An 18,002-nucleotide genomic window follows, 5' to 3' on the forward strand; every position below is an offset into this window, starting at 1 on the left:
GTGTTCGACCTTATAGTCCGCGTGGTTTTCAATACTGCTGAAGCCCAGCGTGCCCGTATCCAGCCGGTTTTTATCCGCCGCTGCCGTCGAGCCGATAACCGCGCCGTTCAGCTGCGTGTGGTCGCCCACCGTCACGTCAAAGCCGCCCTTGCCCGCAAAGATGCCGGTTTGTTCGGCCACGCTCTGCCAGTTGCTGTGCATCTTGTCCCGGCTCAGGTTCACGCTGGCCGAGCCACCGCCGCCGCCGAAGGTATAGCTGGCTCCGGCGCTGGCGCTCTGCTGCCTGCTGTCGTAGCGGTCGCTGTCCTGCTCCGAGGTCAGCGTCAGGTTGCGCCCGGTGTCCACCTTCACGCTGTTCCCGCTGACCTGCGCGCCCTGCAGCAGCGTGTCGCGTCCGGCGTTCAGGCTCAGGCCGTTGCCCGCGTTCAGCGTCGTCTCGCTGTGCGTCAGGCCGTTGCCGTTAGCGCGCCCTTTTGCCGCGTTGACGCTGGCCGAGACGTTGAGGCCGGTGCCGCCGGAACCGGCGGTCAGCCCCACGCCGACGCTGCCGCCCTTGCTGCTGTTGCTGCTGTCGGTTCGCTCGCTGTTCTGCGCGGAAAGCAGGCTGATATCGTTCTTCGCCGCCAGCGTCATGTCGCCGCCCGCCTGCAGCTGGCTGCCCTGCACGGTGATATCGCCCCGGCTGCCCGGCTGCGCGCCGGTGGCGGTTACCTGCACGTTGCCGCCCGCGCCCAGCGAGCTGCCCTGCGCCTGATGGCTCTCCGTGCGAGTTTCGCTTTTAGACGACTGGCTGCCGTAAGAGAGGTTAACGCCTACGGTGTTGGTCGCGCCTTCCTGATAGCCCTCATCGCCCGGCTTCAGGCCCAGCGCATCATTATGTGCGGTTGCCGCAGCGGTCTGCGCGCCATCCAGTTCATACGCCTGCTCCGCCTGGGCGACGCTCAGCGCCGCTTTGGTGTTCTGCAACGCTTTCAGGCGACCGTCGCCGGTATCCTGCGCCGTCTGCGCCACGCTGACTGCCGTGTTCAGCGCAGCGCCCACGGTGCCGGAAAGCGCCAGCGTCAGGCCGCTCTGCTTCTGCTCGGTTCTGGTCAGTGCGGTATGGCTGTTCTCCGCTGCCGTAATCGCCACGTCGCTGCCGCTGAGCGTCAGATCTTTACCGGCAATGACGTCACTGCCGTGGATGTTAAGCTGGTTACCGGCGCTGAGCGTCACGTTGCCGTCGCTGCTGCCAATCGTGCTGCCCTTATTGAGCGCGCCGTCCGCGTCAGTGGTGCTTTTCTGCATCGCCTGGCCGACGGTAAAGCCGATGCCGCCCGTGCCCATCAGGCCCGATTTTTTCTCTTCGCGCTGGTGATTTTCCTGGTGGGATTCAGCCGCGGTGGTGACTTTCAGATCCTGTCCTGCGCTCAGCGTCACATCCTGCGTGCCCGCCACGTTGCTGCCGGTGACGGTAAGATCGCGGCCTGCCTGAAGCTGTACGCTGTCGCCGCTGAACGTGGTGCTAATCCCCTGACGATCGTGTACCTCGTCGTGCGTTTCCAGGCTGCTGGCGGACAGCAGCCCTTTGCTGCTCTGCTTGCTGTGCTCGACCAGATCGGTGCTGCTGTTGCCGGTGCCTAAAGTGATATCGCGCCCGGCGCTGGCCGTTAGCGTACCGCCAGCCGTCACTTCTGCGGCGCGGGAATGAATATCCTGCCCCGCGCTGAGCTGCAAATCGCCTGCGGTAGTAATTCGTGTGCCGACATCGTTCTGCTGCGAAAGACGACGATAATTATCGCTGCCCCAGCTGTCGTTTTCACTGTGCTGCGTGGAGACGGTGCCCAGCGTCAGATCGTTGCCCGCGCGGATCTGTGTGGTGCCGTTTTCACCCGCATTAGCGATATCGCTACCCGCCAGCGTGATGTTATGCAGAGCGCTCAGCGACAGCTTGCCGTCGGAACCCTGCACGTAGATGCCCGCGGGCCGATCCACCCATCTGTCCGTGCCGTCGCCCCGCAGCGTCGCCTGGCTGGTAATATCGCGTCCCGCCAGCAGCGAAACAGATTTATCACCGCTGATGGTGCCGCCAAGGTTGGCGATATCCTGGCGAGCGCTGAGGCTGACCTGATTACCGTCGATATACCCGCTGTTGGTCAGCGTCTGCGCCGTCAGCTGCGTCACTTCACGCCCGTGGATAGTGCCGCTATTGGTCATATCCTTTTGAGCATTCAGCGCCACGCTACCGCCACCGAGCAACGCGCCGTCGCCGGTAAGATCGCCTTCTTTTACTTTCGCATAGACCTGCGGCACCAGTACCGTCTGCTGCGTCCCGTCCGGCAGCGTGACCGTCTGGTTAACCAGCCAGACGATATCGCTGGTCAACAGCGCCATCTGCGCGGGCGTCAGCGCCACGCCGAGCGTCAGTTGGTATGTTTTACCAAAAGCCACGCCGTTATTCATCAATCCGCGGAACTGATCTTCATCATTGCTGTAGCCCGCGGTATAGCGACTGCCGGTCAGTTGCGTAATCTGATCGCGTACCAGGCGCTGTTCATAATAGCCGTCGCCCAGTCGCTTCAGGGTCTGGCTGCCGTCCGTCGACAGCGCGTTCTGCATATAGTCGCTGCCCAGCCACTGCTTCTGATTAACGAAGCGCGGATCGGTTTCCACCAGGTAGTGGCTGTCGCTGGCAGGCTGAAGCGAAAACAGGCTATTGTCTGGCAGACGTGTATCCGCCGAAACGGCGCGGATAACGGGCGTAATGCTTTGTCCGTTAACCACCGTGGCGGGCAGCGTCAGTGAGAATTGCTGCCCGGCTGGCAACAGCAGCGGACGATCCTTCTGCCCGGCCAGCTTGTCCAGCGTCAGGGTGCTGTCGTAACGCGGTGCGATAACGGGTTGCGAAGCCGTATCGCCAGACGGCGTCAGCGCGACCGCCGTCGCCGCCTGCTGGCCGTTAATCGCGCCGACCGCCCCCGCCTGAATACTTACCGATTGCTGCTGTCGGTTGCCGGTCTGATAGCGGCTGCCCTGTGGCGCCGCGTTCGCCTGCCAGGCAAAGGTTTTCAGGTCGATGGTTTCCGTTACGGCAGCCGGACGATAGTTGCTGCTACTTTTACCTTGAGAAGTCTTGGTGCCGCCCAGTTTCTTTTTCTTTTTCTTGGCGTACCAGCGCACCACTTTGCCGTTATCCGTCGTGACGCGCGTTCCCTTCGTGGCCTGGTTATCCAGATCGCCAATCTGCCCACCCAGCGTGGCGCCAGCCACAATCTGGCTGTCATGATTGAACAGGCGATCGGCGGTAAAGGTCATGTTGCCGCCGGACAGGATTTTGCCCGGATCGCTCGATTTGATCTGCGTTTCCTTTACTACCCGCTGATAGGTGTACTCATAAAACTCGCTGCCGCTGGTACCGTCCGGCATGCGCGCGTTGTGCACCTTATATTTATTTTTATGGCTGGTATCCACCTCGCTCCAGTCGAAGCGATCGGTATGGCCTTTCAGCACCGCATCATGATGCTGAGCGTTTTCCGTGGTGACCGTTTTGGTGGTGAGGTTACGGTTGGTATTGTTGACCTCGGCCATGGCGATCGCCGCATCCCGTCCGGCTTCAATAGTCGCCCCGTCGTTATTGAGCTGCCGCCCCTGCCCGATGGCCTGATAGTTGCTGTCCAGCTGGCGGCCGATATGCATATCGCCAACGCTGTAGATCAGGGCATGGTCGCGGTTGTTCACCGTATCCGCAGCCAGATCGAGGCGATCCCGTGCGGCAATCACAGCCGCTTTGCCGCCGTCGCTGAGGTTATTCAGCACCGTAGCGGCAATGGCTATACGATCGCCAAAAATGCGGCCGGTGCCGGTATTGTTCAGCACGTTGGCTACAAGGTGCGTCAGCGTGCCGTCTATCAGGCCGGTGTTATTTAGCGTATCCGCAGCGGTGACGTGCGTTTCCTGCGCGCTGATTTCCCCTTTTTTGCCGTTAGTGACGTTGCGGGCAGAGAGCCAGAGCGCCTGCTGCGCGCTGATGGTGCCGTCATTGGTGAGGCTGCCGCCCGTAGCCAGCCGCAGCGTGCCGTTGGCTTTAACCTGGGAAGCATTATGGAAGTCGCCCGCCAGCGTAATGCCCAAATCACCCTGTGACAGCACCTGCCCGTCGCCGCTCAGCGAGGCGGCACCGATCTGGGCCTGCTTATCGGCAATCAGCGTGCCCTTACGGTTATTAATACTCAGCGCCTGTCCCTGAGCGGCATCCTGAACAATCAGCGTACCGGCGGAGGAGATCAGCCCGTTGAGGTTTTCCAACGCCTGCCGCACGGTCAGCGAAAGCATGGCCGTTGCCTTCAGCGCGCCTTTGCTGTTGTCCAGCGTGTCGGCCTGTACCGTCAGCGTTCCGGCCTCAATGCCCTTACCACTCTTCTGCGTGTTTTGATTGAGCAGGCGCGGCGTGGTGATAGTCAACCCCTGCCCGCCCTGGAGCAGGCCGTCGCTATTATCAAGCTGCTGAGAAAGCGTTAACCGTCCGGCGTCCACACTTTGTAGCTGGCCGGACTGATTGGCAAGCTGCCCCGCGGTCAGCGTCAGCGTTCCGGCGGAAAACAGTTTGCCGCTCTGATTTTGTAGCGCATTCTGGCCCAGCGCCAGCGTCAGATCTTTTCCGCCCTGGATCTGTCCCTGTTGATTTTGCAGCGCGCCGCTGTCGATGCGGGTCGCGCCAGAACCGGCAATCAGGCCGCGCTGATTGATCAGCGTCTGCCCTGTGGTATCAATCGCGATATCGCCCGCAGATTGCAGTTTGCCGTCGGTGTTATTCAGGGCTCCGCCGCTAAAGGTCAACCCGCCGTTGCCGGCCAGCTGCCCCTGAACGTTGTTCAAATCGGCGGCCTGCAGCGACGCCAGATTGCCCGCCGCGATAAAACCGGTCTGGTTGTTAACCCCGCCGCTGCGCAGATCCAGATTACCCAGGGCGACAATACCGTGCTGGTTGCCGCTGTCGGTATTGATCAGCGCCTGCCCCTGGGTGTCCAGCGTCAGATCGCTGCCTGCCTGTAACAGGCCGCCCTGGTTCTGTATTTCTCCTGCGGTCAGAGTCAGCTCCCCCTTACCGCCGCTCAGCGTACCTGCGCGGTTGTTGAGGTTTCCGCCGGTAAGCCGGGTCGCGTTTTTGCCAACGATCGTGCCCTGCTGATTATTTATCTCTCCAGCGTGAAGCGTTAACGTGCCGCCGCCGATCAGCTGGCCATTTTCATTAATAAAGGGATTACCCTGGGTATCCAGCCGCAGATCCTGCCCTGATTCCAGCAATCCGGCGCGGTTGTTCAGCGTGCCGGTATCCAGCTGCAAAGCGCCCCGCGCGCCCAGCTCTCCCTGCTGATGGTCAAAGGTCTGCCGATGCGTGTCGACTGTGACATTCTGCCCAATCATCACGCCGTGGTTGCCGTTGATTTGCCCGGTGTTGAGCAGCAGATCGCCTGCGGAGACAATACCGCCTTTTTGGCCACTGTCGGTATTGGTCAGCGCTGCGCCCTGGGTATCGAGCGATAATGCCTGGCCCGCCTGGATCAGGCCACGCTGATTATCTACCGCGCCGCCAGTTAGCGTCAGCGATCCGTCTGAAGCCAGCGTGCCGTCAATATTGCTCAGCGCGCCACTGTGCAGCCGGATATTGCCCGCTGCCGCCAACATGCCAGCGTCGTTATTTATATCGCCGCTGTTGAGGCTCAGCTCGCCGCCCGCGATGACGCCGCCCGACGCTCCGCTCTGCTGATTGGTAAGCGTGCGGCCATGCGTATCAAGCTGCATATCACCGCCGGACTGAATACGTCCCGCGCGGTTGTTCAGTTCGCCGCTGTTCAGCCGCAGGCTTTCCTTCGCGCTGAGGCTGCCGTCCTGATGGTCAAACGCCTGCTCATGGCTGTCGATAACAACGTTCCGCCCCTGGATCGTACCCCGATCGCCCAGGATCCGCCCGGTTGCCAGATTGAGATCGCCACGAGAGACGATCCCGCCTCGTTCGCCGCTGTCGCGGTTATCAAGCGCTGCGCCCTGCGTATCAAGCAAGAGATCCTCACCCGCCTGCAACAGGCCCCGCTGATTATCCATTGCGCCGGTGGTAAGAGAGAGTGTGCGATCTGCCAGCACAGTACCGTCGGTATTCGTCAGCGCGCCGCTGGCGATACCAGCCGCCTGTGCGGCTATGATGCCGCCACGGTTATCAGTCTCGCCGCTGGTTAGGGTCAGCGTGCCGCCACTCAGGATGCCGCCTTTACCGCTGTCGCTGTTGATCAGCTTTTGTCCGTGCGTATCGATCGTCAGATCGTGACCGGACTGGATAAGGCCCGCGTGATTATCTGTCGCGCCGCCCGACAGGCTGAGCGTGTCCTGCGCGACTACATTGCCGCTGGCGTTGATAAAATCGCCCTGCTGCGTAGCCACTACGATGCGATCGCCCAGCAGCGTGCCGCCGTGGTTATTCACTCCCTGACTTTGCGCCGTCAGCTGCTGGCTGGCTTCAATCCGCCCCCGATCGTTGTCGATAAGCCGATCCGTTTTTAGCTGTGCTTCGCCGCCCGTCGCGGAAATGCGTCCTTGCTGATTATCCAGACTTGCTGCGGCAAGGCGCAGATCCCGGTTGGCCAGCAGTTCGCCCTGATTATTGTTCAGCGCTTCGCCCGCGGTCAGAAGCAGATCGCCCTGAGCCGCCAGCAGCGTGCCGCGGCTGTTATCCAGACTGCCGGAAGCAATGCGCAGACTGCCGCCGCTTTCCATGCGACCATCCTGATTGTCCGCCGCGCCAGAGAGCGACAGCGTCATTTCACCAGGGCCGCGCTGGGAAAGCAGGCCCTGGCGGTGATCGAGCGTTTCCGCCGACAGCGTTACCGCCTGCGCCTGAGTATGCCCCTGTGAGAGATCGAGCCGCCCGCCTTTCAGATCCAGCGCCCCGGCCGACAGCAGCGCGCCCTGGTTGCCATTAAGCTGCGAGGCAGTCAGCGTCAGTGCGCCATCGCCAGCCAGCTGTATAGTCCCCTGCTGATTATCAAGTTGCTGAGCATCCAGCGAAAGCGCATGACCGTTACCGGCAATCAGCCCGCTGCGGTTTTCAATTTGTTGCGCTTTAAGATGGGTATCGCCTGCGTTAACAATCGTGCCCTGATTGTTGTGGATTTGCCCGCTGTCCAGACTCAGCGCCTCGCTGTTTTGCTGACGCAGCAGCCCGCGATTGTTACTGATGTCCCCGGCAGCAACGACCAGCTTTCCGGCTGATATTTGACCGTCATCGTTATTCAGTCGGGTAGCGGCCTGTATCTGCACCGTTTTGCCAGTCACCGTTGCGCCTGCGGTACTGATGTCGCCCTGGGTAGCGCTTAGCGCTATCCCATCCGCTGCAGTCTGGCTGCCACCCAAATCGACCCGGCTTCCGTGCGCCTGGATCCCATCGCGTGCCAGGTTTTTGCCCTGCGCTTTCAGCTCGCCCTGACTGGTTAAAACCAGGCTGCCGGGCTGCGTCAGCGCGCCGCTGTCATCAACCCCTGCTGCCAGCGCGCTTCCGCCATTGCTCTCGATCCCGTTGGCGGTCAGCGTCACGTTGCCTTTTGCGGCGATAATGCCGTCATTATGCAGGGTGCCGTTAGAGGCCAGCGTGACCGCCTGTTGTGACAGGATCCTGCCGCTGTTGGTCTGGTCATCCTGAGTAGCGATTTGCAAAGCGGCCTGGCTTTGCAGCGTGCCGCTGTTTTCCAGCCGGCCATCTACGGTCAGGCGTAGTTCGCCCGCGCCGGCGCCCAGTTCGCCGGCATTGCGTACGCCAACCCCTTTTTCGGTGCCGGTCAGGGTGATTTTGTTGGCATACATGCCGCCAAGCGCGGCGACGTCGAGCGCATAGGCTGGGCGAGCGGTCGCGTCGCTGGTTTTCACCGTGGTTACGCTACCTTCCGTAGCTACCTGATTTCGTCCGGTAACAACGTTCAGTTCTCGGGCGTGCAGCCTGGCATTTACCGCTACCGACTGTGCGACGATCTGGGTGTAATCAGCATCGCTGTCGTTTAAGCCTTTGCCCTCGATATTGATCCGCCCGCCGTTCACGTCAAAGCCTTTCAGCTGGCCGTTTTCCATAATCGGCTGGCCCGTGGTCAGGGTATTACGGCTGGCATTGATAAAACCGCAGCCGTTGCAGGTTATCCCTGCGGGATTAGCAATAACCACCGCGGCCCGCTTTCCGGCCACTTCAATAAAGCCATTGAGCTGGCTGGGATTACGGCTGTTGACCTCATTGAGGATGACGCTGGCTTCCTGCTTTGACAGCCAGGGATTAGCCGCCACCATGCCGCCCAGCTGGGTGCGCGTGTTTTGATGACTGTTGTTCAGAATGGCACCGCGCTCGCCGACATCGAGCTGGCTGTATTGATTGCGCGAGACGCCCTGGCCGTTCGGCGTCTGGATATTAATTTGCGGCAGCCCGTTGGCGGTGGACATCACCGTCGGCTGCTGGTTGCCGGGCGCGCTGCTGTCGGCAACGATATTAGCCTGCGCAGGCAGGCTAACCGCCCCAGCCGCCAGCCAAAGCGCGAAACTAAGTGGACTGATACGGATCGGCTTTTCCGTACGCGAGTTGCGCTGACGGCGACGGGCAAGATGGCCGTAGCCGCTACGGGCAATGTCGGACACCACCATCAGCATGCCGCGAACTTTATTGAAGATAATGCGGTAGCAAAGCTTGTTCATAATGCGCACAGTCCCTTGTCAGGCAAAAGAAGCGGGTCAGTAGTTCCAGTTCAGGCTGAAGCCAAAGGTTGCCGGATCGGTTTTAAATCCCTCTGGTTTTGAGAGCGGGATCCCGGCAAAAAGGTCATAGCTAAGGTTGACGGGCGCGATGGCGCCGCGTAGCCCCGTTACGCCTCCGGCCAGATGGCGTCCGGGCAAACCGCCCTGGATTGCGCTGTTGCCGCTGACTTCGCCATAGTCGACCCCAAGATAGAACTCCTGGGCAGGCAGCGGCGTCTGCCAGGCCAGCGTATTCTGTAGCGTCCAGCCACGGCTGGCGCTCAGGGTGCGCTCGCCATCAAAGCCGCGCACCGTCCAGCGGTTGCCGATAGCAAACTCATCCTGCGGCGTCAGCGGCGTGTTACTCATCTGCCGACGATATTGCATGTTGTAATTAAAACGCTGAGTACGCAGTGAGAATGGCACCGTCAGCGCCGCCTGCCAGGTCAGTATTTTTGCCAGCGCGGTCGCATAGGTGCTGTCGTGATAAGACTCTTCCCAGGCCGGTAAGGCGCCAAACCAGCGCGTGCCGCGCTGATAGCTGACTCCGGCATCAAGCGTGGCCGGACCAATATAGTGGCGATGCGACAGCCCTAACCGCCAGGCGCTGGTACGGCGCTGCTGGCTGACGACCTCGGTATCGTTGATAAAATTGCGTGACTCTTTTACCAGCACATCGTAGGTGGCGAGAGTTTTAGAAGAAGCGTTGCGGTGCAGCACCCGGCTGGCCTGCACATCGAGCGAACGGCTTTTCCCGGCATAGAGAAAATCGCGGCTGTAGCCAGCCACCGTTTGGTGGTAGTCGTAATCGCTGGCGGTCAGCCCAAACTGCCACCACCCCACCGGCACCGAATAGTGTCCGGTCAGGCTTTTGCTGCTTTTTCTGCCGGCGAAACCCAAATCGCGGCTGGCGGTCAGGTAAAACAGATCGCTCAATGAAGTGGGATTATCCAGCGCCAGCATGATGCCGCTCTGATACCGTCCCGTGCTTTCCGTGCCGGAATCGTCCAGCCAGGCGCCAAGACGCCAGAAACGTCGCTGGGTGCGCTCGATAATAATATCGCTTTCGCCGGGTTTTTCTGCCGGACGTAGCGCCATCTTCGCCTCGACGCCCGGCAGGCGCTGCAGATTTTCCAGTCCCTGTTCGATATCGCGCAGATCCAGCAGGTCGCCGGAATGCGCTGGCATGGTGGGATAGAGGCTGACGTAGCGCGAAGCGCCGGGAGCCAGCTCAACCCGACGGATTTTACCCGGCACAATCAGCAGCTTCAGCTCGCCCTGACGCAAATCCTGCGGCGGCGCGAGCACCCGGGTTGTCACCCAGCCATGATTAATAAGACGGTTTTGCAGCGTGCCCATTAGCTGATTGATGCCCTGCACGCCTACGCAATGACCGACAGCCTGGTTTGCCAGCCGCTGCAACGGCACCCAATGCGGCAGAGCCTGCTGGCCGGATAGCGAGACGCGCTGAAGCGTAAAACAGGGTTTTTCAGCCGGAAAAGTTATCCGCGAAGGTGCGGGGAGCGGTTCGGCAAGACGGATATCGGGTGCTTTTGGCGCTATCTGTGCCTGGCGAGCTTTTTGCTGCTCCTGCTGATGCTGAATTTGCTCATCGCCCGGCGCTGCGTAAACCGCACCGCAGCCGGTTAGCCCAATAACAGCCAGCGCCGACTTCAGGCGCTTTTCCATTTTTCCCTGCATGACTATTCTGCCCGCCAAATATGTAACAAAATGTGTATTACGTATTTTTATGCGCACATTATGCACCTGCCGGGCAAAAGCTCAAGGAAAAACAGAGAAAAACTTACAAAAAGCTTACATTAATAAGTGAGAGGGATTAATGAAACCAGTTAAGCGTTACACTAATAGAAAGGAATTTCAGGGAAATTAAGACACGATTATTGAGAGGTTCAAAGGGGGACATGAATCAGCTAATTATAATTAATTCATTAAAAATCATATATTAACACAAGAAAACCTCGTATTACTTGCTTTAAAAGCCCCGGACATGATGGATGGTTACAACCGCATTTCTGACAATGATCGGAGGCTAATATTTATGTAACGCCCCTCAACCACATAAATTTAGCTTAAGTCATGCAGTTGATAATAAATTTCCTTAACCAACCGCTATAACAAGGTCAATGCTTCTACGGATCAATTCGGAAAGCGCCTGGTCTTTTTGTATAAGAATACGGTTGACCGCTTGCAGGAGGGACTTATAAAGGAGGTTGCAGGTGAGCAAATTCAAGCATCGTGATAAAAGGCGCTGCAGATAAGCAAATTCGAGCATAGTGCTAAAAAAAAACCCCTCCGTTAAGAGGGGGCCGAGCGTCATGCTTTAGCAGAGGCCGGGCAACTTATGCCTGGTTCTGGCTGTTCAGGATCAGCTGACCGTTGCTGTTTAAAGGGATGCGTGTCCCCGGGTCGTTATCCATGCGGATTTTGCCCTGCTGGTCGCCAATTTTATAGGTGACGTCATAGCCCAGCGTTTTTTCCTGCTTATCGTAAACGGTTTTGCAGCGCTGTTCGGTGGTCGTGTAGGTATCGCGATCCTGCAGAGCGCCCTGCACCTGATTACCGCCGTATCCGCCTGCCAGCGCGCCCGCTACGGTAGCCACATCGCGTCCGCGTCCGCCGCCAAACTGATGACCCAGCACGCCGCCCGCCACCGCGCCCAGTACGGAACCGGCGATACGGTTCTCATCCTGCACGGCACGCCGGTGAGTCAGCGTGACGTTACGGCACTCCTGACGCGGATTTTTCGTCGTCTCTTTAATTGGCGTGGCGGAGAGCACCTGAGCAAACTGCGGCTCACGCTCGAATACATTCATGCCTGCTACAGCGGCAACGCCCAGCGCGGCCGCTACGCCAATTCCGATACCTGCCAACATTGATTTATTCACAGGGCTGTCTCCTGAAACGGTTATTACGCATCGTCGCCAGCCGCAGAGTCCGGGCCATACGCGACGCGCTTTGTTCGGTAAAGTGTGCTTATCAGGACCAGTTATGACAATAAGAATTCAGGACGAAATAAATGTTTAAAGTCAAATGCAAAAGCTTTTAAGAGAGTTCTTAGGAGGGATGCGGCAGAAGAAGGGCTTATAACGACGGTATCGTTATAAGCCCTGTTACTATAGATCAGGCGGTCCTGATTTTACTTAGTGCAGCTTAAGGCGCGGACGGATAACCCGGTTAATGCTGCCCACCAGCATCATCAGGCCGGTTTTAAAGTAGCCGTGCAGCGCGACCTGGTGCATACGATAAAGCGAGATATAGACAAAGCGCGCGATGCGTCCTTCAACCATCATTGAACCGCGCATCAGGTTGCCCATCAGGCTGCCGACCGTGCTGAAACGCGAGAGCGAAACCAGCGAGCCGTGATCCTTATAAACATAGGCTTTCTGCTCGCGTCCTTTCATCTGTGCCAGAATGTTATCCAGCACGCGCGACGCCATCTGATGCGCTGACTGCGCGCGAGGAGGCACAAAGCCGCCAGAAGGCAGCGCACACGAAGCGCAGTCGCCAATCGCGTAGATATCCGGATCGCGGGTCGTTTGCAGCGTTGGCTGTACCACCAGCTGGTTAATACGGTTGGTTTCCAGCCCGCCAATTTCTTTCATAAAGTCCGGCGCTTTGATACCCGCCGCCCAGACCATCAGATCGGCATTGATAAACTCGCCCGATTTGGTATGCAGGCCATTTTCATCGGCGCTGGTCACCATCGTCTGCGTCAGCACGCGTACGCCCAGCTTAGTCAGCTCCTGATGCGCAGCGGTGGAAATGCGCGGCGGCAGCGCAGGCAGAATACGCTCGCCCGCCTCTACCAGCGTGACGTTCAGCGCGCTGTTGTTCAGACCTTTATAGCCATAGCTGTGCAGCTGTTTCACCGCGTTATGCAGCTCGGCGGAAAGCTCTACGCCGGTCGCGCCGCCGCCGACGATAGCAATATTCACCTGCTCCTGGCGCCCTTCGCTGGCGGAGAATTTCAGGAATAGGTTCAGCATTTCATTATGAAAACGGCGCGCCTGGTGCGGGTTATCCAGGAAAATGCAGTGATCCTTAACGCCCGGCGTGCCGAAGTCATTGGAGGTGCTGCCCAGCGCCATGACCAGCGTGTCGTACGCCACTTCGCGTTCCGGCACCAGCAGCTCGCCCTGCTCGTTGCGGATTTCCGCCAGCTGTAATTTTTTATTGTCCCGATCGATTTCGGTCAGCGTGCCCAGCTGGAACTGGAAGTGATGATTGCGGGCGTGGGCCAGATAGCTCAGCGCGTCAATCCCTTCATCCAGCGATCCGGTCGCGACTTCGTGCAGCAGCGGCTTCCAGAGATGGCTGTGATTACGGTCCACCAGGGTTATTTCCGCCTTTTTTTTCCGTCCCAGTTTCTGACCAAGCTGTGTCGCCAGCTCAAGCCCGCCGGCTCCTCCGCCGACAATAACAATCTTCTTCATTGGTGTAGTCAAACGACCCCCTTAAATTGTGAACCAGTCGTTAATTAAAGGTTAAATAATATCCTTAATTAACATAGGGTTGGCGATTTATTCGCTATCTGCAGGCAGAATAGCACGCGGGAAATCGGCCGTCCTGTAAAAATTGATACAGGTCAATTTTTTTCAACCATTTCTTATTAGCACGCTGTTTTTGCTGAATAATTTTCCGTGTTTCGGGGAGGATAAGGTGCGTCCGCAAGGTGTTTATTTCACCACCTGAGTGATTTTTTATCTCTGATAATGCGACTCAACAGGAATAATTGGCCGATACCCTCCCCGATTGGGTGGAGTAAATATGACGTTCTTTTTCAGTTTATTTTATTGTCCTGCAATCACCTGTGGCAATCGTATTTAAATATATACTAAAAAAACCAAATCAGGCTCCAATAAAAAACCCGACATATTTAATAATAATTACCCTGAAAAACTTGCAGCAGGCTTAGTTATTAATATCCTCTTAAGCTATTCCGGCTATTCTGCCGAAAAAGGAAGAGGGAAAAGGAATGAAAACACTGAACAGACTGCTGGCACAAAACCGCAGCTGGGCGCAGCAGCAGGCAAACCGCGATCCAAATTATTTTTTAAATCTGATGGCCGCCAAGCCGCCGCAGGCGCTATGGATAGGCTGCTCGGACAGCCGGGTACCCGCCGAGGTATTAACTAACGCTCATCCCGGTGAGCTTTTTGTGCACCGTAATATCGCCAATATGGTGCTGGAAGAGGATGAGAGCCTGATGAGCGTGCTGCAATACGCGCTCGGGCATTTGCAGATTGATACCCTGATCCTGTGCGGCCACTACGACTGCGACGGTATCCAGGCCGCTCTGGCGTTGCAGCAGGTCAACGCGCCGCTTTTTTCCGATCCGTTAACCCGCTATCTGCAAAAACTGTACGATTCGCTTAACGACTGGATGGCTGTTTTCCAGCCTGAAATGAAAATAGCCACGACAGGGAAGGAAAAATTAACCGAATACCACCTTATGGCGCAGGCGGTGAATTTAATTAATGCCTGGCCTGTTAAATCAGCAATCAAAGCGGGAAGAGACATCGCTATTTACGGGTGCGTACATGAGCTACACAGCGGCTATTTAAAAAGGCTGGTTTGAAAGGATGCTGATATAAACAGTCAATTACGTGGTCATAGCCAGGCAGGCGCGGTAGCCTTTCTGCTGGCTGACATGCCGAATAACAGCGTGGTGATTGTGGAACATGAAAGCGCGGCGTATCCGGACAGGGATATCAGCGACGTTAGCAACATTCGGCCAGGCCGCCGCCGCGAGTAATATTATGCCGGGGCAGTGACCGATGAAGAAAAGCTTGTGAACGTTTGCTGCCCGCCGGGATAAGGCGGGCGAGCGTTAGCGGCTAGCCCAGCGTTTTAAATGCTTTGATCCGCTGCAGGTGCGAGGAGATGTTTTTGAATTTATGCGGCTGGTGGTCATCCCAGACGATTTCATAATAGTCACCCAACGTTGACGCGCTACGCTGGCTGTCCAGCGCCTCGTCGCGTCGAGAGAGGATCACCAGGCAGCGATCGCGGTTTTTTTCCCGAAAGTTGCTGACGCACTTGGTGGCAATATCCACATACTCTTCAGGCCTGTCGATTTTGCCCGGCATGTTTTCTTCTGGCCACAGGTTGGGATTGAACATTACCTGACGGATATCGTTCAGAAAGCCGATGCGCTCGGCCCAATAACCGCCTAACCCTACGCCGCAGATCAGCACGCGTTCATCGTCGCTGCTGCTCAGAAGCTTGTGGGTTTCATTCAGCAAATACTGCATATCATGTTTAGGATGCAGCGTGCTGTAGCTCAACAGCCGTACATCGGGATCGATAAACTGCAGCTGCAGCACTTTTTCATGATTGCCGGGACTGGTTGAATCAAACCCGTGCAGATAGATGATCATCGCCCTTCTCCTGTGGTGTATGCGTCAGCCTCGCTGCTCCAGCCAGCGGGTTTGCAGCTTGCTTAACGCCTGGCTGCTCTCTTTCCAGCGCGGCGAAGCCAGCAGCTGCTGGCGGGTAAACGTGCCACGATGGTACAGCTGCGTGGCGCGTTCGGCATTGATCGGCGACAGATTATCCAGCACGCTGACGGCGCCCTGACGGTTGTTGCAGACCAGGATCATATCGCAGCCGGCGTCCAGCGAAGCCTGACCGCGTTCGGCATAGCTGCCCATAATCGCTGCGCCTTCCATCGACAGATCGTCGGAAAAAATCACGCCGTCGAAACCCAGCTCTTTGCGCAGCACTTTTTTCAACCAGTGCGAGGAACCGCTGGCCGGATGCGGGTCTACCTGAGTATAGATAACGTGCGCAGGCATCACCGCATCCAGCCTGTTTTCGTCAATCAGCTGCTTAAAGATCTGCATATCGTGCTGACGAATCATCGCTTCGGGACGATCGTCGCGCGGCGTTTCTTTATGCGAGTCCGCGCTTACCGCACCGTGACCGGGAAAATGCTTGCCGGTGGTTTTCATACCCGCTTCATGCATGCCATCAATAAAACGGCGCGCCATCGCCAGCGCCACGGCAGGATCGTCATGGAAACTGCGTTCGCCGATTGCCGCGCTGCCGTGTCCTATATCCAGTACGGGCGCGAAGCTGATATCAATATCCATCGCGATCATTTCGGCAGCCATCAGCCAGCCCGCTTCCTGCGCCAGCCTTGCCGCTTCGGCTTCGCTGTTCAGCGCGGCAAAAGATTGCATCGCAGGCAGGCGCGTAAAGCCTTCGCGGAAGCGCTGCACGCGCCCGCCCTCCTGATCGACCGCGATCGCCAGGCGGTGACGCGAGGCCGCGCGGATCTGCCTGATCAGCTCCTGAAGCTGCTCAGGATCGTGGTAGTTGCGGGTAAACAGGATTAGCCCGCCCACCAGCGGATGCTGTAAAATTTCCCGCTCTTCCGCGTCCAGCTCGTAACCGAGCACATCTAACATTACCGGTCCCACAGATTACCTCTTATGATCGAACTCGCTGCCAGGCCTGTGCCGCCAGCGTATAAAACGTCTGTTCGCCGCTCTGCTGCCAGCGCAGCTCGTACCAGCTTGCCGCCAGCAGCGTCAGCCAGGGCTGCCAGTGCGCCATCTGCTGCCGTAGCCTTGCCGCATCCAGCCGTTGCAGCGCGGCATAGCGCTCGGTTAGCGCGCGCTGCTGCTCAGCATCCAGCGCGTTTCCTGCTACCAGCGCGGCCAGCTCCAGCGCGACATCGCCATCGCTGGCATACTCCCAGTCAATCAGCCGCAGGCTATTTTGCTGACGGATCAGATTGCCCGGATGCACATCCATATGCAGCAGCGCCCGCCGCAGCGGTTTTGGCTCGCCGCGCCGCTGTAGCCGCTGCAATGCCCGCAGCCAGCCGCAGTGCCGCCGTGCAGGCCGACTGAGCTGCCAGTAGCGCTCCAGCAGCTTTTGCAGCTGCAAAGGATAGCCGCTGAGCGGCTGTTGGTGCAGCCTTGCCAGCTCGCTGACAACCGCATCCAGCGCGCCGGGAAAGGCCGCCTCGCTCAGCGCCTCGCCCGGCTGCCAGCCCAGCAGCAGCCAGTTATCAGCATAGCCGCAGGCGGCAGGCGCGAGATCGCAGCCGGAAAGCTTGCGTAAAATACGATACTCACGCTGGCGATCCACACCCGGCACGGGATTATCCTGGCGCTGATGGCGGGCCAGCAGCGTTGCCCTTTCCAGCTCCACCTTTGCCGTCAGCCCCGTCAGGCCGTGCAGCGGAAAAAAAGAACCGGCGGATCGCTCCGCCGGAAATCGTTGTTTAATCAGCCTGCTCAGTGCGGGATCAATGCTGTACGACACCGTTACCCGACCAGATGATTTCGCCAGTCTGCACCAGCATCAGCTGCATTTGCAGTTCCGGCGATTTTACGTCGCCCTTAGCGTTGGTATAGAGCACATACTGTGCGCCAACGTAGCGAGCCAGGCCGACGGCTTTACTGCGCGAGCTCAGGCTGTCTTCGGCTGACAGTCCCAGCGTCTGTTTAGCGGTAGCAAGCTGTTCAGGCGTCACCAGCTTGAACTGGGTGTTATTTTGCAGCGCGCTTTGCAGCGAAGCGGTGGCTTTGGCGCGTTGCAGGCTGCCGTTGGTGCTGTTTTTCACGCCGTCGATCAGCAATACGCTACCGGGCGTGATGCCGTCCGCTTTCAGCATTTGCGCCACCAGCGGCGTTACGCTGGCATCCCAGTTAATCGACTGCATTTTAGGCGGCTGCGGCACCGTTTCCGGCGGCGGCGGCTGGGTCGGCACGGGCTGCGGCTGTTCGGGAACCGGCTGCACCGGCTCGACGGGCGCGGGCTGTTGCTGCTGTTGCACCACACAGCCGCTAAGAATAAGCGCCAGCAACATGACGCCCGAGAGTTTAGCTATCTTCCTTTCCACGCAATAATCTCCTACAGATACAGGTAAAGGCGAACCTTACTGGCCGTCAGGTTACCCGTTTGCGACGATATTTCAACACTGCTATGCGGCGCGACCGTAATCTTGCGAGGCGCTTCGAAGGGCAGAATTTCCAGCCCTTTATCGTCATACCAGTAAAAGCGATAGTAGAGCGTAACGGGTTTTTCCTGCTGGTTATAGAGCTGCGAAGCGCCTCGCTGCTGCCCTTCATGCTCCGATATCACCGGCTCGCCGGTAAGGATCCCCGCCGACAGTACCGATGATTCCATAACCAGCGACTGCGAAGTATCAATGGTCGTGCGATCGCTGGCGCAGCCGCTCAGCAACGCCAGCATGGCGCCCAGGACGATAATCCGCATCATAGTGC

The 18,002-nt window shown here is 58.2% G+C and carries 10 protein-coding genes; 1 reads left to right on the top strand and 9 read right to left on the bottom strand.

The genetic code is table 11. The features are described from left to right. From ACMGEE_RS04590 to ACMGEE_RS04605, 4 genes are all read right to left on the bottom strand, one after another. The coding region (locus ACMGEE_RS04590) for a hemagglutinin repeat-containing protein (protein ID WP_436829749.1) at positions 1–8,700 on the bottom strand (8,700 nt) is incomplete at its 3' end. A gap of 36 nt (positions 8,701–8,736) precedes the next feature. After that, the gene (locus ACMGEE_RS04595) at positions 8,737–10,428 is read right to left on the bottom strand and encodes a ShlB/FhaC/HecB family hemolysin secretion/activation protein (RefSeq protein WP_436829750.1); all 1,692 of its coding nucleotides are present in this window, start codon (positions 10,426–10,428) and stop codon (positions 8,737–8,739) included. A 671-nt stretch (positions 10,429–11,099) separates the two neighbouring features. Then, entirely contained in the window at positions 11,100–11,645 is a 546-nt protein-coding gene (locus tag ACMGEE_RS04600) for a glycine zipper 2TM domain-containing protein (protein WP_125290754.1), read from the bottom strand. 255 nt (positions 11,646–11,900) lie between these two features. Continuing rightward, a complete protein-coding gene (locus ACMGEE_RS04605; RefSeq protein WP_125290755.1) occupies positions 11,901–13,205 on the bottom strand; it encodes an NAD(P)/FAD-dependent oxidoreductase in 1,305 nt (434 codons plus the stop codon). Positions 13,206–13,735: 530 nt separating this feature from the next. Here ACMGEE_RS04605 and ACMGEE_RS04610 point away from each other — a divergent pair. Then, a complete protein-coding gene (locus ACMGEE_RS04610; RefSeq protein ID WP_436829751.1) occupies positions 13,736–14,338 on the top strand; it encodes a carbonic anhydrase in 603 nt (200 codons plus the stop codon). A 259-nt stretch (positions 14,339–14,597) separates the two neighbouring features. Here the strand turns inward: ACMGEE_RS04610 and ycfP are convergent, their stop codons facing one another. The 5 genes from ycfP to ACMGEE_RS04635 are packed head-to-tail and all read right to left on the bottom strand — an operon-like array spanning position 14,598 to position 17,994. Continuing rightward, entirely contained in the window at positions 14,598–15,140 is a 543-nt protein-coding gene (gene ycfP, locus ACMGEE_RS04615; protein WP_253454581.1) for an alpha/beta hydrolase YcfP, read from the bottom strand. 24 nt (positions 15,141–15,164) lie between these two features. After that, entirely contained in the window at positions 15,165–16,184 is a 1,020-nt protein-coding gene (gene nagZ, locus ACMGEE_RS04620) for a beta-N-acetylhexosaminidase (protein ID WP_253454582.1), read from the bottom strand. A 10-nt stretch (positions 16,185–16,194) separates the two neighbouring features. Continuing rightward, the gene (gene thiK, locus ACMGEE_RS04625; protein ID WP_436829752.1) at positions 16,195–17,037 is read right to left on the bottom strand and encodes a thiamine kinase; all 843 of its coding nucleotides are present in this window, start codon (positions 17,035–17,037) and stop codon (positions 16,195–16,197) included. Continuing rightward, complete coding sequence (gene lpoB / locus ACMGEE_RS04630) at positions 17,021–17,584, bottom strand: penicillin-binding protein activator LpoB (protein ID WP_301289722.1); 564 nt, start codon at positions 17,582–17,584, stop codon at positions 17,021–17,023. The genes thiK and lpoB overlap by 17 nt, the downstream gene beginning before the upstream one ends. Before the next feature lie 44 nt (positions 17,585–17,628). Continuing rightward, complete coding sequence (locus ACMGEE_RS04635) at positions 17,629–17,994, bottom strand: YcfL family putative periplasmic lipoprotein (RefSeq protein ID WP_253461015.1); 366 nt, start codon at positions 17,992–17,994, stop codon at positions 17,629–17,631. Positions 17,995–18,002: the final 8 nt, after the last annotated feature.

Origin of the sequence: Erwinia artemisiae (assembly GCF_051400835.1) — a bacterium.
Classification (GTDB): domain Bacteria; phylum Pseudomonadota; class Gammaproteobacteria; order Enterobacterales; family Enterobacteriaceae; genus Erwinia; species Erwinia aeris.